This is a genomic window from Pararhizobium capsulatum DSM 1112, from assembly GCF_030814475.1.
GTDB classification, from domain to species: domain Bacteria; phylum Pseudomonadota; class Alphaproteobacteria; order Rhizobiales; family Rhizobiaceae; genus Pararhizobium; species Pararhizobium capsulatum.
Window position 1 is genome coordinate 2,404,121 of record NZ_JAUSVF010000001.1, and the last position, 21,116, is coordinate 2,425,236.

Annotated in this window: 24 protein-coding genes; 18 read left to right on the forward strand and 6 right to left on the reverse strand. The window is 58.1% G+C overall.

Annotated features, from left to right (window positions below; genetic code table 11):
* Positions 1-141 precede the first annotated feature (141 nt).
* A complete protein-coding gene (locus QO002_RS11775; protein WP_307229829.1) occupies positions 142-720 on the forward strand; it encodes an MgtC/SapB family protein in 579 nt (192 codons plus the stop codon).
* A 131-nt stretch (positions 721-851) separates the two neighbouring features.
* Positions 852-1,868, forward strand: a complete 1,017-nt coding sequence (locus QO002_RS11780) for a GlxA family transcriptional regulator (RefSeq protein ID WP_307229831.1) — start codon at positions 852-854, stop codon at positions 1,866-1,868.
* Between the two features lie 35 nt (positions 1,869-1,903).
* Here QO002_RS11780 and QO002_RS11785 read toward each other — a convergent pair whose 3' ends face one another.
* The gene (locus tag QO002_RS11785; RefSeq protein WP_307229833.1) at positions 1,904-2,164 is read right to left on the reverse strand and encodes a hypothetical protein; all 261 of its coding nucleotides are present in this window, start codon (positions 2,162-2,164) and stop codon (positions 1,904-1,906) included.
* Between the two features lie 651 nt (positions 2,165-2,815).
* Positions 2,816-4,069, reverse strand: coding sequence for a hypothetical protein (locus tag QO002_RS11790; protein ID WP_307229835.1), 1,254 nt, complete (start codon positions 4,067-4,069; stop codon positions 2,816-2,818).
* A gap of 12 nt (positions 4,070-4,081) precedes the next feature.
* On the opposite strand from QO002_RS11790, the gene QO002_RS11795 reads away from it, so the two are divergent.
* The 9 genes from QO002_RS11795 to arsK all read left to right on the forward strand — a co-directional run bounded on the left by QO002_RS11795 (position 4,082) and on the right by arsK (position 10,105).
* A complete protein-coding gene (locus tag QO002_RS11795) occupies positions 4,082-4,261 on the forward strand; it encodes a transposase (protein WP_307229837.1) in 180 nt (59 codons plus the stop codon).
* A gap of 49 nt (positions 4,262-4,310) precedes the next feature.
* Positions 4,311-4,670 carry an ArsR/SmtB family transcription factor gene (locus QO002_RS11800; RefSeq protein WP_307229839.1) on the forward strand — a complete coding sequence of 120 codons (360 nt, stop codon included), beginning with the start codon at positions 4,311-4,313 and terminating at the stop codon, positions 4,668-4,670.
* 20 nt (positions 4,671-4,690) lie between these two features.
* Positions 4,691-5,200: an arsenate reductase ArsC gene (locus QO002_RS11805; RefSeq protein ID WP_307229841.1), complete on the forward strand. Its 510-nt coding sequence runs from the start codon at positions 4,691-4,693 to the stop codon at positions 5,198-5,200.
* A 5-nt stretch (positions 5,201-5,205) separates the two neighbouring features.
* Positions 5,206-5,904 carry an aquaporin gene (locus tag QO002_RS11810; protein ID WP_307229843.1) on the forward strand — a complete coding sequence of 233 codons (699 nt, stop codon included), beginning with the start codon at positions 5,206-5,208 and terminating at the stop codon, positions 5,902-5,904.
* Positions 5,901-6,332 carry an arsenate reductase (glutaredoxin) gene (gene arsC / locus QO002_RS11815; protein WP_307229845.1) on the forward strand — a complete coding sequence of 144 codons (432 nt, stop codon included), beginning with the start codon at positions 5,901-5,903 and terminating at the stop codon, positions 6,330-6,332. Before QO002_RS11810 ends, arsC begins: the two co-directional genes overlap by 4 nt.
* Entirely contained in the window at positions 6,268-7,035 is a 768-nt protein-coding gene (arsH, locus tag QO002_RS11820) for an arsenical resistance protein ArsH (RefSeq protein WP_307229846.1), read from the forward strand. Before arsC ends, arsH begins: the two co-directional genes overlap by 65 nt.
* A 64-nt stretch (positions 7,036-7,099) precedes the next feature.
* Positions 7,100-7,420, forward strand: a complete 321-nt coding sequence (locus QO002_RS11825) for an ArsR/SmtB family transcription factor (protein WP_307229848.1) — start codon at positions 7,100-7,102, stop codon at positions 7,418-7,420.
* Between the two features lie 58 nt (positions 7,421-7,478).
* The gene (locus tag QO002_RS11830) at positions 7,479-8,882 is read left to right on the forward strand and encodes an FAD-dependent oxidoreductase (RefSeq protein ID WP_307229850.1); all 1,404 of its coding nucleotides are present in this window, start codon (positions 7,479-7,481) and stop codon (positions 8,880-8,882) included.
* Positions 8,837-10,105, forward strand: coding sequence for an arsenite efflux MFS transporter ArsK (gene arsK / locus QO002_RS11835; protein WP_307229852.1), 1,269 nt, complete (start codon positions 8,837-8,839; stop codon positions 10,103-10,105). The genes QO002_RS11830 and arsK overlap by 46 nt, the downstream gene beginning before the upstream one ends.
* A gap of 97 nt (positions 10,106-10,202) precedes the next feature.
* On the opposite strand, the gene QO002_RS11840 is transcribed toward arsK, so the two are convergent.
* A complete protein-coding gene (locus QO002_RS11840; protein WP_307229855.1) occupies positions 10,203-10,988 on the reverse strand; it encodes a PhzF family phenazine biosynthesis protein in 786 nt (261 codons plus the stop codon).
* Positions 10,989-11,332: 344 nt separating this feature from the next.
* Here QO002_RS11840 and QO002_RS11845 point away from each other — a divergent pair, with 344 nt between their 5' ends.
* The 5 genes from QO002_RS11845 (at position 11,333) to QO002_RS11865 (ending at position 16,307) form a co-directional block, all read left to right on the forward strand.
* A complete protein-coding gene (locus QO002_RS11845; protein ID WP_307229857.1) occupies positions 11,333-11,962 on the forward strand; it encodes a DUF2239 family protein in 630 nt (209 codons plus the stop codon).
* A 2-nt stretch (positions 11,963-11,964) separates the two neighbouring features.
* Positions 11,965-12,855, forward strand: a complete 891-nt coding sequence (locus QO002_RS11850; RefSeq protein ID WP_307229859.1) for an alpha/beta fold hydrolase — start codon at positions 11,965-11,967, stop codon at positions 12,853-12,855.
* A 108-nt stretch (positions 12,856-12,963) separates the two neighbouring features.
* Positions 12,964-14,343 (forward strand): transposase, encoded by a 1,380-nt coding sequence (locus QO002_RS11855; protein WP_307228781.1) that lies wholly within the window; start codon positions 12,964-12,966, stop codon positions 14,341-14,343.
* A gap of 323 nt (positions 14,344-14,666) precedes the next feature.
* Positions 14,667-14,798 carry a hypothetical protein gene (locus tag QO002_RS11860; RefSeq protein ID WP_307229861.1) on the forward strand — a complete coding sequence of 44 codons (132 nt, stop codon included), beginning with the start codon at positions 14,667-14,669 and terminating at the stop codon, positions 14,796-14,798.
* Between the two features lie 129 nt (positions 14,799-14,927).
* A complete protein-coding gene (locus QO002_RS11865) occupies positions 14,928-16,307 on the forward strand; it encodes a transposase (RefSeq protein WP_307228781.1) in 1,380 nt (459 codons plus the stop codon).
* Positions 16,308-16,997: 690 nt separating this feature from the next.
* On the opposite strand, the gene QO002_RS11870 is transcribed toward QO002_RS11865, so the two are convergent.
* From QO002_RS11870 to QO002_RS11880, 3 genes are all read right to left on the reverse strand, one after another.
* Positions 16,998-17,393 carry a cupin domain-containing protein gene (locus QO002_RS11870; RefSeq protein WP_307229863.1) on the reverse strand — a complete coding sequence of 132 codons (396 nt, stop codon included), beginning with the start codon at positions 17,391-17,393 and terminating at the stop codon, positions 16,998-17,000.
* A 64-nt stretch (positions 17,394-17,457) separates the two neighbouring features.
* Positions 17,458-18,462 carry a DUF3095 family protein gene (locus tag QO002_RS11875; RefSeq protein WP_307229866.1) on the reverse strand — a complete coding sequence of 335 codons (1,005 nt, stop codon included), beginning with the start codon at positions 18,460-18,462 and terminating at the stop codon, positions 17,458-17,460.
* A 96-nt stretch (positions 18,463-18,558) separates the two neighbouring features.
* Positions 18,559-18,954 (reverse strand): Ohr family peroxiredoxin, encoded by a 396-nt coding sequence (locus tag QO002_RS11880; protein WP_307229868.1) that lies wholly within the window; start codon positions 18,952-18,954, stop codon positions 18,559-18,561.
* Positions 18,955-19,269: 315 nt separating this feature from the next.
* Here QO002_RS11880 and QO002_RS11885 point away from each other — a divergent pair, with 315 nt between their 5' ends.
* Together QO002_RS11885 and QO002_RS11890 are read left to right on the forward strand one after the other, a co-directional pair.
* Complete coding sequence (locus tag QO002_RS11885; protein ID WP_307229871.1) at positions 19,270-20,577, forward strand: epoxide hydrolase family protein; 1,308 nt, start codon at positions 19,270-19,272, stop codon at positions 20,575-20,577.
* A gap of 50 nt (positions 20,578-20,627) precedes the next feature.
* Positions 20,628-21,053 carry an Ohr family peroxiredoxin gene (locus tag QO002_RS11890; RefSeq protein ID WP_370878481.1) on the forward strand — a complete coding sequence of 142 codons (426 nt, stop codon included), beginning with the start codon at positions 20,628-20,630 and terminating at the stop codon, positions 21,051-21,053.
* The last annotated feature ends 63 nt before the right edge of the window (positions 21,054-21,116 follow it).

A 21,116-nucleotide genomic window follows, 5' to 3' on the forward strand; every position in this document is an offset into this window, starting at 1 on the left:
TCATGATGTTTGGTATCAAGTGCTGCGTTTAAGCTCCCCAAACGTCCCAAAGCGGCAATCGTTCCAGGCCGTTTTTTTGAGGGAGATGGGGCGTCCGAAGTCTCGGTGGAACCAGGGGGTATATCGGGCGTTTCAAGGCTTATGGATGCCATTCTTGCTGATATTTTTCCCGAAACGCAGATTTCCTACCCTGTAATGATCGCGCGATTCTGTGGTGCGCTGTTTTTTGGTGCAGTCATCGGGTTTGAGCGGGAAGCGCGCGACAAGGCCGCAGGGTTGAGGACGCATATGCTTATCAGCCTGGCGGCCTGCTTGTTCGCGGTGATTTCTATTGAAAGCGTTCACATGCCCGGCCTGTCTGACGAGCAGGTTCGAATTGATCCCCTGCGTGTTGTCGAGGCGGTAACTGCAGGCGTCGCTTTTCTTGCGGCCGGCACGATCGTGCTTTCAAAAGGCGAGGTTAGGGGGCTGACCACGGGCGCGGGCATGTGGCTTGCAGGCGCGATCGGGCTCGCGCTTGGGTTCGGCCACTGGCTGATTGCCGCGTTTGCTGTGACGGCCGGTATTGTCGTCCTCTTTCTTGTGGCGCGTATTCAGCATGCTTGGCGTGTGGCAGATAAACGTCCAGAGCCCCAGCGTCTGAGGCGCCCCAAGAATCAGCTCGTATCCGCGAATAAAAAAACGGGCCGCCGGCGTTGCACCGTACGGCCCGGCCGGTAGATGGTCGGACTGGGGGAATTCGCTGCTCCGCAAATGAGCGGCATTGAAAGCAGCGTCTTTCGACATAAACATGATGCCTGAAGTCCCCATGCGCATTTGACATTGATCGCAGAAAATTTGACATTTTCCGCATGTCGTCTTTTACCAGCCCCTCAGAGGCACACTATGCCACGCAAGCCTTGGAGGTACTGGTAGTTTTGCTGCCGGAATCTTCTTTGATGTCGATGGCCTGCGTCTTAGATCCGATGCGCGCAGCAAACCGGGCGGCCGCTCGGCGGCTCTTCCGGTGGTCCATCAAATCGCCAAGCGGGGAGGCGGCCCTGTTGACGGCAGGCATAGACGTTCCGGTCGAAGGTGCATTCACGGGGCAGGAGCGTGGCGATCTGCTGATTGTCATCGGCGGCTTCAATCTGGATAGAAATGCTGGCCGTGGCTTCATTGCCCGGCTACAGACCGCATCTCGGCGATTTGCATGTGTTGCCGGCATCGAATCCGGGTGCTGGTTGCTGGCCCGCTCTGGCCTCGTGGATGGCAGACCGGCCACGGCCCATTGGGAGGAGATCGAGGATTTTACGGCCCGTTTTCCCGACGTGCAGGTCCAGGCCGACCGTTTTGTCGCGCAGGGGAAGTTTTGGACATCCGGAGGTGCTTCGCCAACATTCGACATGATGCTGCATCTCATCCGTCAACACTTTGGCGCGGCCGTTGCACTCGATGTCGCCAGCATATTTGTCTACGATGAAATCCATGCGGCAACGGATGCCCAGCCGGTCATATCTCTCGGACGAATGCAGCATCAGGCGCCGGATCTGGCCCAGGCCATTCGTCTCATGGAAAAGACGATAGACCGGCCTTTGTCGCTCGATGTGCTCGCCCGCAAGCTTGGCTACTCGCGGCGAAAACTCGATATGTTGTTTTCTCGCGGGCTGGAGACAAGCCCTGGCCGCTATTATCTGCGCCTGCGTTTGCAGGCCGCGCAAAGGCTGATTATCGATACGGACCTGGCGGTTAGCGAAATTTCTTTGCGATCAGGATTCGATAGCCTTTCGGCGTTCTCGCGCAGCTTTCGCGGCCATTACGGGCAAAGTCCATTGAAGCTGCGCCTCACGAAGCAGCGTATTCCGCGGGACGGAAGAGCGGCCTGGTAGCAACCGTCGCGCAATTCAGATGGATCTTCAGCGGATCAATGAACGATCGGATCGTCGCCGTCGAAGAATGAGCGAATCCCATCCCGGGCGACGGTTGCGAGGAATTCGTCGAACGCTTCACGATCCGTCGCAAAGGGCTCTTCCCACGTCGTGACGTCATCCTCTTCGGTCACGACTTCCAGTACCCAGTCGTTCTGGCTTCCGGCAGGGCGGTATATATCGACGAGCACCGTGACGCCGTCTTCGGCAAATTCGCCGGCAAGTTCAGAATGCTCCAGTTTTTGCTTCTTAGCCATTCATGACCCCCTGGCGCAGACGGACGTGGCCCAACTCTGCTATGTGTTTGATTGTGTGGGGAGCGCGGCGGGGCCCGAACCCACGACCTACTGGTTGAGAGTCAGGGCAGTTAACCCCTAAGTCTCTGTCTTCGTTTCTTTATTTCCGCTGCGATAAGCACTGTTCTTAAAACGGTGTGTGTGATTTAGGCGAGATTTGATGACCCGTCAATAAGTGCGAGTTCAAAGCCTTAAAGACTATAACCTGCGGTTATGCAGGGCGAAACGATGTGAAAGCAATTTTCGCTTGGCAGGATATATGTGCGTGTAAACTGAACGCTATCCCTCGAAGAGAGATTAAGAATGTTCTCCGACAAGAACTGATTAACTGGCGGACAGGTCAAATTCATCCTCGTGGGCAGGGGCAGCAGCGCTTGCAGTGATTTCGGGAGGCAGGGCGAATTCACAAGGAAGAGGCGGGCAGAGATTTAGTCAAGTAGAAAACGGTCTTGAATTAATGTCTGACAAGCTAAACTACTTCTATCTGGCAAACGAGTGTAATCAATTGAACGGTAATGACTGTGGTGCGCTAGTCGCAGGGAATGCCTCGGTACCAACAGCCCTTTTTTGAAACCCGATCTGGCTTTTCCTTCTAATCGACGGTGACCCTCTCTAGGGAAGGTCAGCCGCCATTTTCCTCAAGGCTTGCAGGGAGAGCTCTTCTGCGGCGCTGAGAAGCTTGGCAACGGGCTTTTTCGGCTGCAGATGATTGGTGAAGTAGCAGGAGATGACGGGAGGTTTCTTGTCGTAGCTCTCGCGGAGTGTCGGCATTTTCATGGACTTGATCACCTGTCTCCTGAATGTAACGGCATCGCTTTGGCAGAACCCGTTGCGTCCGTTCAGGAAATCTTCGACCGTCGTTGTCGGGTCGTTGGAGAAGTGAATGACGTCGGCCTTTTCGCTGAGCGTGATCATCAGGTCATGCAGCGGCCTGTTTTGAAGTTCGGGATCGTCGTAGAACAGGGCTGCGATCAAAAGGGTGACACAGGAGTTCAGAATATAGTGGGTACCGGTGCTCAGAGGTGAGCCCTTGTCGTTGCTCTTTTTGACCAGGCTCGCCACGGCGATGAGATGGTGAAGCCTTTCTGGTGAAAGGTTCTGGAACTCCAGGACGTTCCTGACATGCCAGAAGGGCCGTCCTTCTTTCTCGGCGTCCCAACCGAAAGCCTTCTCGGAATTCACTGCGTAGGTGCTTTCGGGTTCGTACTCGCCGCCAAGCGTCATGTCCTCAGGGCCGATAGCTGTGCCGCCGTGGAACCGCTGGAAGGTCGTGTCGGGTGCGGGCATCCTCTTGAAGTTTTTAGTGACGTCGCCGTACAAATCGGCGAGTAGCTGCTCGTCCTTGTTTGCGGTCTCGATCGAGTACAGGTTCCAGACGCCCTCAAGAAAGTACCTCTTGCCGTCATCCGTAATGATGATGAGGGGCCAATGCCATTCGGTCAGCGAGCCATCGCGTCTTCTCGTTTTCAACTCCTCGATAAAATAACCCCTGCCACCAGTGGGAAGGGGGATGTTCTTCGCTTCCTCGATGTCGGCTCTCGTCAAGACCGGAGATTTGGCGAGAAGATTGTCGAAGATGTCCTTGTAGGCGAGAGACGACTGCCAGGGAATTGAGGCGCTGGTGCCGGGCTCGTCGGGGCCTAGACGGCCCAGGATCTTCGCAGTCAGCTCCTGTTTCTCCTTGAGCTGCTGATCTTTGGCAAGGCAATCGGCGAGGAGTGGAAGGCCAGGAACCTTGCTTGCCAGAAGCTCCATGCGGTCCTCGATATCGTCTTCGGGAATGGCCTCCAATTCACGCGTAAGCGCGCAGGCGACCCCACGTAGCGGGGGGGGGGCGTAAAATGGCTCATTTTCGGCATGAATCATGCGGAGAATCCTATGAGCGACAGTGTGAATCAGGCTCGTGCCTTTGAGGTTTTGACAGCAACACCGGTACGGTCGAGACGTAAGCCGCGCGATTGGCCGGATGACGAGAAGGCGCGGCTGATTGCCGAGACGTTTCTGCCGGGGGCGAATGTCTCGGCTATCGCACGCGCTGCAGGACCAATGCCGACTTGAGGCTCACTAGTCATCTTGACAACAAGTTTAAATCCGTTATTCTGGATATATGGATGAGACTAATACGATCGCCGCGCTTGCGGCCTTGGCGCAGCCGACCCGGCTCCAGACCTTCCGGCTCCTCGTGGAGCGGGAACCCGAGGGTGTTGCAGCCGGGGAGCTGGCCCGTCTGATCGGCGTACCCCAGAACACAATGTCCGCTCACCTTTCAATCCTGGCCACCGCCGGGCTCATTTCGGGAGAGCGCCAAAGCCGCTCCATCATTTACCGGGCTGATCTCGATCATTTTCGTCAAGTTACCCTCTACCTCCTTCAGGACTGCTGTGGCGGCAACGCCGAACTTTGCGCTCCGTTGATCAAGGAATTGACCCCGTGCTGCCCTCCCAAGGAGGCTTCCCACTTAACCTGAGTCAACCGTCGAGAACCAAGATGACAGATCAAATCTACAACGTGCTGTTCCTGTGCACGGGCAATTCCGCACGATCCATCATCGCCGAGGCTATCCTGAACAGGGTGGGCCGCGGCAAGTTCAAAGCCTACTCCGCCGGGTCGCATCCCAAAGGAGAGGTTCATCCATTTACGCTCCAGCTTCTGAAGGGCTTGAACTACGACACGAGCTTCGCCCGCTCGAAGAACTGGGACGAATTCGCTGCACCCGGCGCGCCGCGGATGGATTTCGTTTTCACTGTCTGCGACAGCGCGGCCGCTGAGGCCTGTCCTGTTTGGCCCGGTCAACCGATGACTGCCCATTGGGGTCTACCCGATCCGGCGGCGGCGGAGGGTACGGAAACTGAGCGGCACCTGGCGTTCGACGATGCCTATCGAATGCTCAACAACCGCATCTCGATTTTCGTCAACCTGCCGATGTCCTCCATCGATAAGCTTGCGCTCCAGACACACCTCCATGAGATCGGCCGCAACCCGACTAAGGCAGGCTGACGGTGATGTTCGATATCCGCCGACGCCTCGTCGCCGAGGCGCTGGGCACCGCTGTTCTGGTCACCACTGTCGTGGGGTCTGGAATAATGGGCGACAGGCTCTCGGACGACACTGCGATCTCGCTCCTCGGCAACACCATTCCGACCGGCGCGATCCTTGTCGTTCTCATCACGATCCTCGGCCCGCTCTCCGGCGCACACTTCAACCCGGTCGTAACACTGGTCTTTGCGCTGCGCCGGGAGATCACTGCTTCGGGTTCCATCGGATACGTCTTTGCCCAGATCGGGGGAGGCGTCCTTGGAACATGGATCGCTCATCTCATGTTCGACCTTCCGGTCCTCCAATTGTCCGAAACGGTCCGGAGTGGCATGTCGCAATGGACGGCCGAAGCCGTCGCTACTTTCGGCCTTGTCTTCACGATTCTTGCGGGCGTTCGCTTCCGCGGAGATGCCGTGCCATGGCTTGTCGGCCTCTATATAACGGCAGCCTATTGGTTCACGTCATCGACCTCGTTCGCCAACCCAGCGGTTGCGATAGCCCGCTCGCTGACGAACACCTTCTCGGGCATCCGGCCGATCGACGTGCCGGGCTTTGCCGCAGCGGAGGTGGTGGGCGCTCTATTGGCGCTCGCGCTGACCGGATGGTTGCTCGCCGACCAGTCTCTCCCTTCCAAAATCCAGATCAATCCCAAAGGTGCCGAATGACCTTTCCAGTCACGATCTACCACAACCCCGCATGCGGGACGTCACGCAACACGCTCGAGCTTATCCGCCACGGCGGGATCCAGCCGACCGTTATTGAATATCTTTCACACCCGCCCACTCGCGAGAAGCTGGTCACCATGATCGCTGACGCGGGCCTGACCGTCCGGCAGGCGATCCGCGAAAAGGGCACGCCTTACGCCGAACTCGGCCTCGCCGACCCTTCGCTGACCGACGACCAGCTTCTCGACGCGATGCTCGCTCATCCCATACTGATCAACCGTCCCTTTGTGGTCACCCCCATGGGAACGCGAATGTCCCGGCCGTCCGAAGTCGTTCTCGACATCCTGCCCGACGACATCTTCCATGGCCCGTTCACGAAAGAAGACGGCGAACGTCTTCTTGACGAGGAGGGCAAGCGCATTGACTGATCTCCCGGCGGCCGACGGACGCCATCTGCGCGCGCTCGATCTCGAAGCTTTGCGTCCGGCATTCTCCACCCATCCGCCTCGCATCCTGATACTCCACGGCTCGCTACGGCAGGTTTCTTACAGCCGTCTCCTTGCGCAGGAAGCGGGACGGCTTCTCGAACGTTTCGGGGCCGAGGTCCGGTTCTTTGATCCCTCCGGCTTGCCGCTCCCCGACGACGCGCCCGCGAGCCATCCCAAGGTCCAGGAACTCCGCCAGCTCTCCGAGTGGTCGGAGGGGCAGGTGTGGGTCAGCCCAGAGCGGCACGGGGCGATCACCGGAATCATGAAAGCGCAGATCGACTGGATACCGCTTTCCATCGGCGCGGTCCGACCGACGCAGGGCAAGACTCTCGCCCTAATGCAGGTATCTGGCGGCTCGCAGTCATTCAACGCGTTGAACACCATGCGGCTGCTCGGGCGCTGGATGCGGATGATCACGATCCCAAACCAGAGTTCGGTCGCCAAGGCATTCCAGGAGTTCGATGCCGACGGCCGGATGAAGCCGTCATCGTACTATGATCGAGTCGTCGATGTCTGCGAGGAACTGATGAAGTTCACGCTGCTGACACGCGACGCCTCGTCCTATCTGACGGACCGCTACAGCGAACGCAAGGAGGAGGCGGTCAAGTTGGAAGCGCGCGTCAACCTCACGTCGGCGGTGTGATGCTATTTCGGTAACTGTCGAAATAGCAATTGACGACGCGGCCCCTCGAAGTTATCTTATTTCCATGGATATCGAAAAAGCGGCAGCGCAGTTGGAAGCTCTCGGCAACGTCACCCGTCTGCGGATTTACCGGACGCTGGTGCGCGCGGGCGAGGACGGTCTTGCCGTCGGCCGTCTACAGGACAAGTTGGACATCCCGGCTTCGACCCTGTCGCACCATCTCAAGCGCCTGATCGACACCGGGCTTGTGGTGCAGGACCGCCAAGCCACAACGCTCATCAGTCGCGCCAACTACAACGGCATGCACGGCCTTGTCGGCTATCTGGTCGACGAGTGCTGCGCCGACGCCAACTGTGTCAAACGTCCTGAGGTGGCGGCCGTGTGACCGTCCCTTTTTTTGCAAGAATACTTCGAAACTTCTGGAAATACGAAAGGAGTGGCGTATGACAACCTCCAAGAATTTGCTTCCCGTCGCCGTCATAGGGGCTGGACCTGTTGGCCTCGCCGCAGCCGCTCGGCTCGTAGAACGTGGAATCCAACCGCTCGTCTTTGAAAAGGGCGTGTCGGTCGGCGCGGCACTGCTTGAATGGGGCCATGTCCGGGTTTTTTCCCCTTGGCGCTACAACATCGACGACGCGGCGCGGGCATTGCTCGAAGCCACTGATTGGACCGCGCCCGCTCCGGACTTTCTGCCGAACGGGAGGGAGATCGTTGAACGTTATCTCGTGCCGCTATCGAGGGTTCCTGGCATCGCGGAGGGCCTCATGCTGGGCGCGATCGTGAAGGCCGTCACCAGGAAGGGACTGACCAAGCTCGCCTCGGCTGGAAGGGAGGACGCGCCCTTCGTCGTTCGATACACCGACGGGCAGGGCGAACGCGATGTCGTGGTCAGCGCCGTGATCGACGCCTCCGGAACGTGGAGCCAGCCGAACCCCATGGGACCGGACGGGCTTCCCGTCGCGGGAGAGGAAGCATCAACAAAGGTCTCGTATGGCATTCCAGACGTAGTCGGTTCGCTCAGGCAAGAGTTCATCGGCAAGCGGACACTCGTGGTCGGGAGCGGCCATTCCGCGATCAACGTCGCCATTGCGCTCATGGACCTGCAAGACACCGATCCGAACACCGAAATCTTCTGGGCCCTCAAGCATCGGGGTGTGGATCGTCTGCTCGGTGGAGGCCTGAACGACCAGCTGCCGGAACGGGGCGCTCTCGGACTGGCAGCCAAGAAGGCGATGGATGATGGTCGGTTGAACATGCTGACGTCGTTTTCGGCCGAATCGATCGTGTCCGATGGCGGTCAAACGACCGTGTTGGCGCGGACTGGAGACCAGCAGGCCCAATTGACGGTCGACCAAATCGTCGTGGCGACAGGGTTTCGTCCGGATTTCTCGTTCCTCAGAGAGCTCCGCATCGAGGTCGATCCCGCTGTCGAAGCGCCGCCGGCACTGGCTCCCCTCATCGACCCGAACTTCCATTCCTGCGGGACAGTGCCGCCGCATGGCGTCGAGGAACTCAAGCATCCGGAGAAAGACTTCTACATCGTCGGCTCGAAGAGCTACGGCCGCGCGCCGACTTTCCTCATGATGACCGGGTATGAGCAGGTCCGTTCGGTGGTTGCCGAGATCGCGGGAGATCATGAAGCCGCCCGGCGGGTGGAACTTGTTCTCCCGGAAACCGGGGTATGCTCGGTATTCATCGCGACAGCATCTGGCGGCTGTTGCGGCGGTCCGGCTCCAACGCGCGAGGACGCCTGTTGCGTCTCCGACGCCATCGCAAAGGACGAAGGAAAGCCTGGATGTGGATGTGGCTCGGTCGCCGCACCGAAGAGAGTGGTCGAGAGCGTTTGACGATGATGGAAGCGAAACTGCCAGTGTGGGTGCTCTTCGGATTGGGGGCGACACAGATCATCGGCTACGGCACGCTCTATTATTGCCTGAGCATTCTGGTTCCCGACATCGCGCATGATCTGGCGGTGTCTGAACAATGGGTATTCGGAATCTTCTCCGTGGCGTTGCTGATTGGAGCTTTCGCCGCTCCCATGTCCGGCAAGCTCGCCGACCGATGGGGGGCGGGAAGGGTGATGGCGATGGGATCAATAGGTTCGACGCTAACGCTAGTCCTGACTTCGATCTCGTCGGGACCGGTGGGCTTCGCAGTATCGCTCACGCTGATGCAGGTGGTCTCCGCCGGGGTCCTCTATTCGACTGCCTTCACCGCGATCGTGCAGGCTGGAGGCAGGAAATCGCGGACCTCGATCGTTCATCTCACCTTGATTGCGGGTTTCGCATCCTCCCTGTTCTGGCCTCTAACAACATGGTTGCACGGCTGGATTTCCTGGCGGGAAGTTTTGATGGTGTACGCCACCATGCACATTCTCGTCTGCCTGCCAGTCCACGTCGGACTTGCCCGGCTTACCTCCGGAGCAGTTCAGGCGGCTCGCGCCGTGCGTCCGGAGGAAACCGCGACCCCGATGCGAAACGGCACTTTGATCTTCGTACTCATGCTCCTCGGCTTCGCGATCGAAGGCTACGCGCTCTCGGCAATGCTGGTCCACATGGTGCCCCTCACGCAGGCGCTTGGCCTTGGGACTGCGGGCCTGCTTATAGCCTCGCTCTTTGGCCCGGCCCAGGTAGCAAGCCGCCTGATCAACCTGGTGTTCGGCGGCGGCCTTCCACAGATGTGGCTGGCGGTCATCGCGGCCGTGCTGATGCCGATTGGGATCGTGATCCTGCTTTCCACAATTCCATGGTTCGCGGGAGCCGTGCTCTTCGCCGTCTGCATGGGTTTGGGGTCTGGGCTGACGAGCATCGTCGGCGGAACTTTGCCCCTCGAGCTATTCGGCCGCAATGGCTACGGCAGCAGGCTCGGATGGTGTACGTCCGCGAAGCAGGTGACGTCCGCCATTGCGCCCGTGTTCATGTCGATGTCCATGGCGGGGATCGGCGTACATGGCTCGCTGTGGGTCGTCATCGGAGCAGGATTGGCAGGAGCAGTGGCGTTCGCATTGATCCCCCTTGTGATCAAGATGTCGACAGTTGAAGGAACCGCATCATTTAGAACGAACTTCTGAATTCTCACCGCGGTTGACGCGCAGCTGCCGACTTTTGTCGCCTCTCGACCCAAAGGAAGGGGCCAAAATGAGTCGCGTCCGCTTTGTCCAATATTCCTCATATCTCGGCTTGGCCTTCCAGGTAGAAGACACAATGACCAACAAGGTTAACCCGGTCCCCGACGAGTTGGCAATCGATCTCACCGCCGCGACGGGAAGCCTGATAACCATGAAAGGTCGTCTTCTTGAGCCTGGCGGCCCAAAATGGTGCCAGCATGCAGTGGGCTGCGCCGGTGACGGGGTCTTCAGGAATACCTTTGGCGGGCGCAAAGTAACGGCTAACGAAATCATATCCGTCGTCACCCGGGGCCGTAACAATTATCCCTGGGCGGTCAAGGCCCGCTATGGCCACGAAGTCGGGCGCGAGGTCGCGGACTGTTTTGGCATGATCGAGAACTGCGAGATAATTGTATTGGTTGACGTGGACCTCCATGGGAGCCACGCCCAACGCTTTAGCAATTCCATGCGGAGGGGCAACAATGTCCGATGGCCGGGAAGGAAAATCCATCACGTAGCCATCGCTCGATCGTGTCACGGGAAGGGGGCCGCTCGCCGTTTGGAAGACCACCTCGTCGAGGCCAAGGTTCAGACGTTCCATGATTACCGCCGCCGTGGCAAGTGTCGCGTGGCCACACAGCGGGACCTCGACCGTTGGCGTAAACCAGCGCAGGTGATACTGACCCAATTGCAAAACCAGGAATGCGGTTTCGGCCAAGTTGTTTTCTGCAGCGATCGCCTGCATCGTCGCATCGTCGGGGAAACTCGGAAGAACCATCACCGCAGCGGGGTTTCCCGCAAAGCGTTGACTGGTAAACGCATCGACTTGAAAAAAGGGTACGCGCACCTGCTGGATACTCCTCGACTGACTTTCGGACACGTTAAGGGACCTTGCCTGCCGCCTTCATTCCGCGCAAGCTCCCGAACGCGATGACGGCTTTTGGCGGCGCGAAGCTGCCGAGCGTTTGACGCCTTCCGGCCCAAAGCGAACTTGGTGAGTTGTCCGCAACCTATAATGGTCAGAGTGGTCGATGAGCTATCGACGTTCTCCATTTTCTTGCCAAATACGAGAATTGCCTTCATCAACTCACGATTTCCATCCGGGTAATATTGACGTGGGATTATTACCCGGATAATAATAGGCATCGTCCACGGGTGCTTAACGTGTCAAGCTCAATTTCCAAATTATTTATGGCTTTCGTTGGCCATCGGCTCATCCTATCCGGCTCGCTCGTCGAGGTTACACTCGCCGTTAAGCAGGCAGCGGAGGCGGACGGGTCGCAGGCTATCCTTGTTTTCGACGATGCGACTGGCCGCCTCGTTGATGTGGATTATCGCGGTACCGAGGCTGACATCGCTGAAAGGGTGTCGCAGCCTGCCCTTTCCTATGTCGGTCGCTATCGCCAGCCACCTGAGGAGCCGCTCGATACTGCCGAACCGGCTGCGAGGCCCAGCGCCCGAGGTAAAGGACGGCCGAAAATGGGCGTGGTGGCGCGGGAAGTTACGCTGCTGCCAAGACAGTGGGAATGGCTCGCAAGTCAGTCTGGCGGTGCTTCCGCAACGTTGCGAAGATTGGTGGATAACGCCAAACGAAGCGGAAACCCCCGCCAACAACAACGCGCGGGTCAGGATGCCGCCTACCATTTTATGCAAGCTATCGCTGGAGACCTGCCAGGATACGAGGAGGCGATCCGCGCCGTGTTTGCCAACGACCGCCCGGGCGTCGAGCGATGCGTTGCCGCCTGGCCGCACGACATTCGCACGCAGGCCATCCGGCTGGCTTTCCAAGGCGATGCAAGCCAATCTGATCAGGAAGATTGATTGTGAAGATCGTCGCAGCCAATGGGATCAACCTCGCCTACGACAGCTTCGGCGATGAGGACCAGGACTCTATTCTGCTGATTTCCGGGTTGGGCACGCAGATGATCCGTTGGACGGTTCCGTTCTGTGAGGAACTGGCCGGGCGTGGCTACCGCGTGATCCGCTTTGACAACCGCGATGCCGGGTGTTCAAGCCATTTTCGCCACTACCCGCCGTTGGATTTCAACGCGCTGGCGGCGGCGCTGATGTCGGGGCAAAGGCCACAGGTTTGTTACACTCTCAACGACATGGCTGCGGACGCAGTCGGCCTGCTCGATGCTCTGGACATAGACAAGGCACATGTCGTGGGTCGGTCGATGGGCGGCATGATCGCCCAGATCATGGCCAGCGATCATTCGGACCGGGTGCTTTCCTTGTCTTCGATCATGTCCAGCACAGGCAATCCTACGCTGCCCCAAGCCGCACCGGATGCGATGGCGATGATGGTGCGGCCAGCACCCGATCCTTTCGTCGACGAAGCCGCCTTCCTCTCCCGTCATCTCGCTTTCGCACGCCGTATCGCTGGTTCGGGTCACCCTTTCGACGAGGAAGGCCATCGACGCCTGGTCCTCGAAGAAGTTCGTCGTGCCTATGATCCCGGTGGGTCCGGTCGCCAGATCGCCGCCATGGCAGTGACGGGCGACCGTCGACGTCGTCTGGCAACAATCGCTAAGCGGACGCTAGTCATCCATGGAACGGACGATCCGCTCTTCCCGCCCGAGTGCGGCGAAGACACTGCCACGTCGATACCAGATGCTGATCTGATGTTGATCGATGGCATGGGACATGATTTACCGACCGCTCTCTATTCAACAACGATAGACGCGATCAATCGAACTGCCCGGCAAGCATAGCAGGATAAGAAAATGTCTGCTCGTGGCGGATACTGTTGAAAAACTAACCGTTGTCGGCATTGGGATGTCATGATTCAATCGTCGCATTGATTTGCGGGGGATTGAGTGATGATGGGATGCCAGACAGCTCCAGCGCAGCTCTTCTACGACTTCTGCCTTGATGATCACGTTCCTGCCGACCACATGCTGCGCGGGATCGACCGCCATCTCGAACTCGACAGCGTACGAGCGCACTTGAAGCCTTTCTACAGCGCCACGGGTCGCCCCTCGATTGATCCCGAGCTTATGATGCGAATGCTGATCATCGGCTATTCCATGGGCATTCGCTCGGAGCGACGGCTTTGCGAAGAGGTCCACCTCAATCTCGCCTATCGCTGGTTCTGCCGCCTCGGTCTGGACGGCAAGGTCCCTGATCACTCAAGCTTCTCGAAGAACCGCCATGGCCGGTTCCGGCAAAGCGACATCCTGCGGCATATGTTCGAAACGGTAGTGGAGCGCTGCCTCTCTCAAGGGTTGGTTGGTACGGAAGGATTTGCAGTCGATGCCAGCTTGATCGCGGCGGATGCAAACAAGCAGCGCTCGGTACCAGGATCGGAATGGGAAGCCAAAGAAGATGCGGGACGCTCGGTACAGGAATATCTGGCTGTTCTCGATGATGCTGCTTTCGGCGCTGCCTCGCCGGTCACGCCGAAGTTCATCTCCTCGTCTGATCCGGCCGCCCAATGGACCGGTGCCCACAAAGGCCACGCCTTCTTCGCCTATGCGACCAACTATCTGATCGATACAGACCACGGCGTCATTCTGGATGTGGAGGCGACACGGGCGATCCGCCAGGCGGAGGTCGGTGCATCCCGCACAATGCTCGGCAGGACCGAGAACCGCTTCGGCTTGCGGCCCGATTACCTCGCGGCCGACAGTGCCTACGGTTCTGCCGACAACCTCGCCTGGTTGGTCAACGAGAAGGAGATCGCGCCGCACATTCCGGTCTTCGACAAGTCGAAGCGGACGGATGGCACCTTCTCGCGTTCCGACTTCACCTGGGAAGCCGAGAAGGAGCAATACCTTTGCCCTGCCGGAAAGGAGCTGAAACAATTCCACCGCACTTACGACCCACCCAGATCGGGGATCACGGCCGAGGGAACCCGGCTTTATCGTGCCAGCAAGAAGGACTGTGATCAGTGTGAACTGAAGCCTCGATGCTGCCCGAACATGCCTATGCGCAAAGTACCGCGCGATCTCAACGAGGATGCACGCGATGTCGCCCGAGCGATTGCCAAGACACCGGAGTATGAGCAGTCACGGCATCGTCGAAAGAAGGTCGAAATGCTCTTCGCTCACCTCAAGCGCATACTACGGATGGCACGTTTAAGGCTTCGAGGGCCGTGTGGTGCGAGAGACGAATTCCTGCTTGCCGCAACCGCACAGAACCTGAGGAGGCTGGCCAAACTCAGGCCTCAGATGCCGCCATGCGGTGCCATCGCCGCTTGAGGGCGGCATCGACCGATACCCTGCGCTAAGGCGTGGGCAGATCGCAGCATAGTGCACCGCCCAAAAGACCGAAAAGGGCGTGTGAGCGGATAATCCGTCGAGTTTTTCAACGATATCGGCGCGCAGGAGACGTGACGTCGGGATGTCTGCTTTCGGGTGCATGTCAGAGCGGCGTGTCTGACCGACATAAAGGTGAAGCTGCCATGACGCCCCAACGCCCTCTGTGCGGGTGGAAACAGCCCAGCCTTGACTATTCCGGCTTCCGATGGTGAGGCGGGCTTGGTATAGGCCGCTTGGAATTCTGAATTTGCTGGGGTCTCACTATGGAAAAATTTTTCTACGCAATTGTCGGCGAACATACGAATGTCAACGCTGGGCTGGGCCGCTTCATACTCCTGTTCATTGCGTTTATGGTGATTGGCGGCGGCGCGTTCTGGTTCTTGAGGCAGTCGTAATCCCCTCCCATGATGAAGGGGTGTGGGGGTGGGCGGCCGCTATTGGGCCGATACTGTTGAAAAACTAACCGTTGTCGGCATTGGGATGTCATGATTCAATCGTCGCATTGATTTGCGGGGGATTGAGTGATGATGGGATGCCAGACAGCTCCAGCGCAGCTCTTCTACGACTTCTGCCTTGATGATCACGTTCCTGCCGACCACATGCTGCGCGGGATCGACCGCCATCTCGAACTCGACAGCGTACGAGCGCACTTGAAGCCTTTCTACAGCGCCACGGGTCGCCCCTCGATTGATCCCGAGCTTATGATGCGAATGCTGATCATCGGCTATTCCATGGGCATTCGCTCGGAGCGACGGCTTTGCGAAGAGGTCCACCTCAATCTCGCCTATCGCTGGTTCTGCCGCCTCGGTCTGGACGGCAAGGTCCCTGATCACTCAAGCTTCTCGAAGAACCGCCATGGCCGGTTCCGGCAAAGCGACATCCTGCGGCATATGTTCGAAACGGTAGTGGAGCGCTGCCTCTCTCAAGGGTTGGTTGGTACGGAAGGATTTGCAGTCGATGCCAGCTTGATCGCGGCGGATGCAAACAAGCAGCGCTCGGTACCAGGATCGGAATGGGAAGCCAAAGAAGATGCGGGACGCTCGGTACAGGAATATCTGGCTGTTCTCGATGATGCTGCTTTCGGCGCTGCCTCGCCGGTCACGCCGAAGTTCATCTCCTCGTCTGATCCGGCCGCCCAATGGACCGGTGCCCACAAAGGCCACGCCTTCTTCGCCTATGCGACCAACTATCTGATCGATACAGACCACGGCGTCATTCTGGATGTGGAGGCGACACGGGCGATCCGCCAGGCGGAGGTCGGTGCATCCCGCACAATGCTCGGCAGGACCGAGAACCGCTTCGGCTTGCGGCCCGATTACCTCGCGGCCGACAGTGCCTACGGTTCTGCCGACAACCTCGCCTGGTTGGTCAACGAGAAGGAGATCGCGCCGCACATTCCGGTCTTCGACAAGTCGAAGCGGACGGATGGCACCTTCTCGCGTTCCGACTTCACCTGGGAAGCCGAGAAGGAGCAATACCTTTGCCCTGCCGGAAAGGAGCTGAAACAATTCCACCGCACTTACGACCCACCCAGATCGGGGATCACGGCCGAGGGAACCCGGCTTTATCGTGCCAGCAAGAAGGACTGTGATCAGTGTGAACTGAAGCCTCGATGCTGCCCGAACATGCCTATGCGCAAAGTACCGCGCGATCTCAATGAGGATGCACGCGATGTCGCCCGAGCGATTGCCAAGACACCGGAGTATGAGCAGTCACGGCATCGTCGAAAGAAGGTCGAAATGCTCTTCGCTCACCTCAAGCGCATACTACGGATGGCACGTTTAAGGCTTCGAGGGCCGTGTGGTGCGAGAGACGAATTCCTGCTTGCCGCAACCGCACAGAACCTGAGGAGGCTGGCCAAACTCAGGCCTCAGATGCCGCCATGCGGTGCCATCGCCGCTTGAGGGCGGCATCGACCGATACCCTGCGCTAAGGCGTAGGCAGATCGCAGCATAGTGCACCGCCCAAAAGACCGAAAAGGGCGTGTGAGCGGATAATCCGTCGAGTTTTTCAACGATATCGGGCCCAAAGCAGCCATTAACGCTTCCATTTAAAGAAGGGTTGCTGCCTTGTTATGCGTCAACTTCTCCAGGCTTTCTAATGCTCGGGAGCTGCGCAATGCCCACGGTGGCGAACGGAACGAGGATTAGGCCGATCGGAAGCCAAAGGTACCATCGTCGCTTCTTAACTGCCGCAATCCGTGCTGCTCCAATGCCCGAGGACAACCACAGCAGGATTCTTCCATAATCCAACCAAGTCATAGACGCCTCAGAGTTTGCAAGATGTTGCAATTTCTGTCGCACTTAGTCGCCGTTGTCCACCCCTCCGGCTCGAGTTCATCTCCAAGTTCAATTCTATTCTCGGCCTTTCCCTTGTTCGATGGATAGAGGACGCAGCCTTCCTATTTTCCAAACAAACCAATGCCGTCAGTATATCAACGACCGCGAGGGACGGGGGAATGGTCGGGAAATGGCAGCTGTTGAGCCATGACGCCTACCGGCCCCTAAGCAGCCGTACCTGGACGTGGAGCCCGGCCAACCAGCCGGGATTTGCGATTTGACGGTGCTGGTTTGAAAACCCCGACCGACCTCACCTCATTTCGCAGGCGCAACGAGCGGTTCCCCTTTGCGAACAACATAAGTCGCCAGCTCCGATGCACTGCCAGTGCCCATATTCTTGGCCGCGTGAACAACACCAGCGGGAATGAAGAGCGTCTGTCCGGCAGAAAGGGTCACCGATTTGTGCCCCTCAAGTTCGTACTGCAGCGTCCCTTCGAGTACATAAGCTACCTCTTCTCCCGGATGCGAATGTCTCGGAGCTAGCGAACCTGGGGCAAAATCGACGCGCACCTGCACAATCTGGTAGCCCGGAACCTCAATGTCATTCTTGAGAAGATCGGTGCGCTGTAACGGATCAGCCCAAGCGGCGGTTGAGGGTAACGCAGTCGCGATTAATGCGAGTGCGCAGACAATATTGCGAAGCGTTTTCATTGAAACGTCCTTTCGTGACTGGACTTATTTTCAGTTTTCTCGGGGGCTTAGAGAAATTGAGGAGCTATCGGAGCATTTCCGCAGCCTTTGTGTACCCGCCACCCATGCCGTCCAGGAAATGTAGGTGAGAACCCTTGTTGCTGGATGGGACAAGGCAGGTCATAAGGGCGTGGGTCTGCCGGTGCAGGCCAAACTTGATCTCTCCGCGATTTCTGGCACGGACAAGCAGGGCCTCAACCGATTCGATCTGGTCTGACGTGCAATCCAACGTCAGGCGTAGAACATCGTCGTATCTGCGATAGTCGGAATTCGAGACGACATCCGCCCAATCTCCACCGCCGAGATATTCTGCGACATCCTCGGTGATGACAACGTCGCTCGGCACAGGATGGGAGCGCCGTTCGCCCTCGTCGAACACTGCTACGATCTGTTTCGCCAGCGTCGCGAACATTGCAGACTTTGTATGATCCACGGGTTCTACCAAGAGGGAGAGTATCTCGCCGCTCTGGCTGGGGATGGGGGCCCACTCGCAGGTTAGTCCTATTAGGTCCGGGGCGCTGCGTGTGAGATTGTGTTCTATCATATATTTTCCGGCCTTTATTTGCCGGTTCGCCCAGTTCAGCCCGCCGCCAGCAAACATGGCATACGTAGCCGCCTTGGAGGCGGAATATCGGGCGGTTCTGACGTCGTTTCCGGACGCTCGGACTTCTTTCATTGAGATCAGGCCTGCACGCAGGTCTAGCTGGAAGACGTGGCGGATGTACTCGACTGTCTGCCGGAGAGCCGCTGTCGCCGTTTCCAACCTCCCAGGATGAAGGGCGAAGGCGGCACCATCGCCGCGAAAGACGAATGGAAAGTCGAAGCTGTTCCAGGCGTTTCCGAGTGCCGCGATTGCTGATGCGCCCGCAAAATTGACGTCCTTGTATCGGCCCGAAGCCACCGCCGAAGTGGAGTCGACGACATCCGTTATTCCGACGAGCCACTCGTCAGGCAGCGGTTGGTAAATCGTCGTGTCAAGCAGATCGGCAAAATCATCGTACGCGCGGTCATGCGCTTTGGACTTAAACATTGAATTGCCTCCAGACCTTTCACGCCATCATTGATGGCTCGATCTCATTGTTGTCGGGTCTGCCCGCCTGATGCGGTCAGACCCGAGAAACGGAGCTCAAACGAGGTTGGTCACAACATTGACGTTGCCGTGCGTTGCCTTGGAGTAAGGGCAGATCGTATGAGCGGCGGCGATCAACTCACGTGCGATCACAGGATCAATGTCGGGCACGCTGACATTGAGACGGGCGCTCAGGAAGTAGTTGCCATCATCGGCGTTCAGATCAATTTCAGCATCAACTGCCGTCCCTGCCGGGAGCTTGATCTGTCTCTGGGAGGCGGCAACTTCGATAGCACCCATATAGCAGGCGGACCATGCGGCACCGAAGAGGTTCTCGGCGGCCGGATGCGGCTGCTTCATCTTGATGTCAAGAAATCCATCGCTGCTGCGGGCTCCGCCTTCGCGGCCGTTTGTGTTGTGTGTCTTACCAGTAAAGAGAACCTTGGCGGTCATAACGAAATCCTTTTCGGTAGCTGTTGATGATTGCGTCTGCACCGTTGTGCTGACCAAAAACCTACTGCTCCCGGACGGAAACCGCACGTTATGCGTTGTTAGCTGTCATTAGCTGTCATCAGCGACGCCTGCGAACAGAATGCGTTTGAAGCCGCCCAACCCCTTTGCGTAAAGGAGTTTTGATCTGGATGGTGGTGGCCGTGGCGCAACTATGAACATCTAACAACGCCTAACGTGCCCACCAAACTTTCTAGGCGTACCTCTTGGAGCAGCACAGTCGTGCAAACGATCAACCTGTATCCGAGGAGAATGATCATGACCGCTATCAAGACTGACGTTATCGATCAAGACCGCCGTCGCCTTTTGGCTGCCGCAGCATCCGGCATCGCCGCACTCGGCGTTGCTAGCTTGCTACCCTCATATTCCGAGGCAGCGCTGGCATCTGATACTATCCGTCCGTTCCTGGTGAACGTTCCAGAAGCCGATCTCGATGACCTTCGCTATCGTCTTGCTCACACACGGCTCCCTGAAAGAGAGACTGTAGGCGACTTCACCCAAGGGGTACCGCTCAAAACCACCAAGCAGGTGCTGGATCACTGGCAGAACAAATACGACTGGCGCAAGGTCGAGGCACGGATCAATGCCGTCCCGAATTTCATCACCGAGATCGATGGCCTAGACATCCATTTCATCCACGTCCGCTCTAAGCACGAAAACGCACTTCCCCTGATCGTAACGCATGGATGGCCCGGTTCGATTATCGAGCAGTTGAAGATCATCGGGCCGCTCACCGATCCCACTGCCCACGGCGGCAGCGCCTCGGATGCATTCCATATCGTCATCCCGTCGATGCCGGGGTACGGCTTCTCCGGAAAACCCGAAGCGACAGGATGGGGACCTGAACGCATTGCATCGGCCTGGATCACCCTGATGCGACGCCTGGGCTATCAGCAGTTTGTCGCTCAGGGCGGCGATTGGGGTGCGGTGGTGACCGATATGATCGGCGTGCAGGCTCCTCCGGAGCTGCTTGGCATCCATACCAATATGCCTGGGGCCATCCCCGACGAAATTAACAATGCCTCGTTTGTGGGAGCGCCTGCGCCAGAGGGGCTTTCAGACGACGAGAAGGCCACGTACGATCAGCTGGTCTCCTTCTACAAGAATGTCTACTACGCATTTCTGATGGGCACGCGTCCCCAAACCCTTACTGGATTGTCGGACTCTCCTATCGCGCTTGCCACCTACATGCTCGATCACGACCGGGCGAGCCTCGAAATGATTGCCCGGTCGTTTAACGGCCAGGACGAGGGACTCAGCCCTGACGATGTCCTCGACAATGTGACGCTGTTCTGGCTGACAAACACAGGCGTATCGTCCGCTCGCCTTTATTGGGAGAACAAGCTCGCATTCTTTGCTCCGAAGGGTGTCAAGGTGCCTGTCGCGGTCAGTGTGTTCCCGGACGAGCTTTACCAAACGCCGCGTGCGTGGGCCGAGAAAGCGTACCCGAACCTCGTGCACTACAACAAGCTTCCCAAGGGCGGACATTTTGCAGCTTGGGAGCAGCCGAAGTTTTTCACGGACGAAGTTCGGGCTGGATTTCGCAGCCTCCGGAAAACTGGCTGAGCTTTGGACTGGAGCCCAACGGGCTCCAGTTTCCTCGAAGGGATATGCGCGTGAACAAGACCAAGACCATGCATCTCATCTATACAGCGATTACAGAAACCAAGGGCGGACGCAAAAATGGCTTCGCCCGCAGTGCCGATGGTGTGCTCGATGTCAGGCTCTCAGACCCGAATTCGGACCGCATTGGAACCAATCCAGAGCAACTTATGGCCGCCGCTTGGTCGGCCAGTTTCGCAAGCTCTGTTGCAAATGTGGCCCGAGAGACCGGCGTGAGCCTCTCCACCCAAGTAAGGATTCATGCCGAGGTCGACCTCTCTTCCGATGAGTGTGAAACACTGCTTGGTGTGCGGCTTGCCATTTACCTCCCCGGTCTCGAACGGGACGTGGCGTGGAGGTTGATTGAAGATTCTCGACGGATATGCCCATTCTTCCGAGCCACGCAGGGCAACATTGAAGTTGTCTTCGAGATCGTCTGAACGAAGGGGCTGAGCGACACGTTGGTCCTCAATAGCGCCGGAAGCACCGTTGGAGTATAATGA

Coding starts and splice junctions, on each gene's coding strand:
- QO002_RS11855 (WP_307228781.1), top strand. CDS start 12,964: ATGATGGGATGCCAGACAGCTCCAGCGCAGCTCTTCTACGACTTCTGC.
- QO002_RS11805 (WP_307229841.1), top strand. CDS start 4,691: ATGACAGATCAAATCTACAACGTGCTGTTCCTGTGCACGGGCAATTCC.
- QO002_RS11875 (WP_307229866.1), bottom strand. CDS start 18,462: ATGTTTAAGTCCAAAGCGCATGACCGCGCGTACGATGATTTTGCCGAT.
- QO002_RS11865 (WP_307228781.1), top strand. CDS start 14,928: ATGATGGGATGCCAGACAGCTCCAGCGCAGCTCTTCTACGACTTCTGC.
- QO002_RS11795 (WP_307229837.1), top strand. CDS start 4,082: ATGAGCGACAGTGTGAATCAGGCTCGTGCCTTTGAGGTTTTGACAGCA.
- QO002_RS11845 (WP_307229857.1), top strand. CDS start 11,333: ATGGCTTTCGTTGGCCATCGGCTCATCCTATCCGGCTCGCTCGTCGAG.
- QO002_RS11830 (WP_307229850.1), top strand. CDS start 7,479: ATGACAACCTCCAAGAATTTGCTTCCCGTCGCCGTCATAGGGGCTGGA.
- arsH (WP_307229846.1), top strand. CDS start 6,268: ATGGCCCGTTCACGAAAGAAGACGGCGAACGTCTTCTTGACGAGGAGG.
- QO002_RS11800 (WP_307229839.1), top strand. CDS start 4,311: ATGGATGAGACTAATACGATCGCCGCGCTTGCGGCCTTGGCGCAGCCG.
- QO002_RS11810 (WP_307229843.1), top strand. CDS start 5,206: ATGTTCGATATCCGCCGACGCCTCGTCGCCGAGGCGCTGGGCACCGCT.
- QO002_RS11870 (WP_307229863.1), bottom strand. CDS start 17,393: ATGAAAACGCTTCGCAATATTGTCTGCGCACTCGCATTAATCGCGACT.
- QO002_RS11825 (WP_307229848.1), top strand. CDS start 7,100: ATGGATATCGAAAAAGCGGCAGCGCAGTTGGAAGCTCTCGGCAACGTC.
- QO002_RS11860 (WP_307229861.1), top strand. CDS start 14,667: ATGGAAAAATTTTTCTACGCAATTGTCGGCGAACATACGAATGTCAAC.
- arsC (WP_307229845.1), top strand. CDS start 5,901: ATGACCTTTCCAGTCACGATCTACCACAACCCCGCATGCGGGACGTCA.
- QO002_RS11780 (WP_307229831.1), top strand. CDS start 852: ATGTCGTCTTTTACCAGCCCCTCAGAGGCACACTATGCCACGCAAGCC.
- QO002_RS11885 (WP_307229871.1), top strand. CDS start 19,270: ATGACCGCTATCAAGACTGACGTTATCGATCAAGACCGCCGTCGCCTT.
- QO002_RS11880 (WP_307229868.1), bottom strand. CDS start 18,954: ATGACCGCCAAGGTTCTCTTTACTGGTAAGACACACAACACAAACGGC.
- QO002_RS11775 (WP_307229829.1), top strand. CDS start 142: ATGGATGCCATTCTTGCTGATATTTTTCCCGAAACGCAGATTTCCTAC.
- QO002_RS11785 (WP_307229833.1), bottom strand. CDS start 2,164: ATGGCTAAGAAGCAAAAACTGGAGCATTCTGAACTTGCCGGCGAATTT.
- arsK (WP_307229852.1), top strand. CDS start 8,837: ATGTGGCTCGGTCGCCGCACCGAAGAGAGTGGTCGAGAGCGTTTGACG.
- QO002_RS11790 (WP_307229835.1), bottom strand. CDS start 4,069: ATGATTCATGCCGAAAATGAGCCATTTTACGCCCCCCCCCCGCTACGT.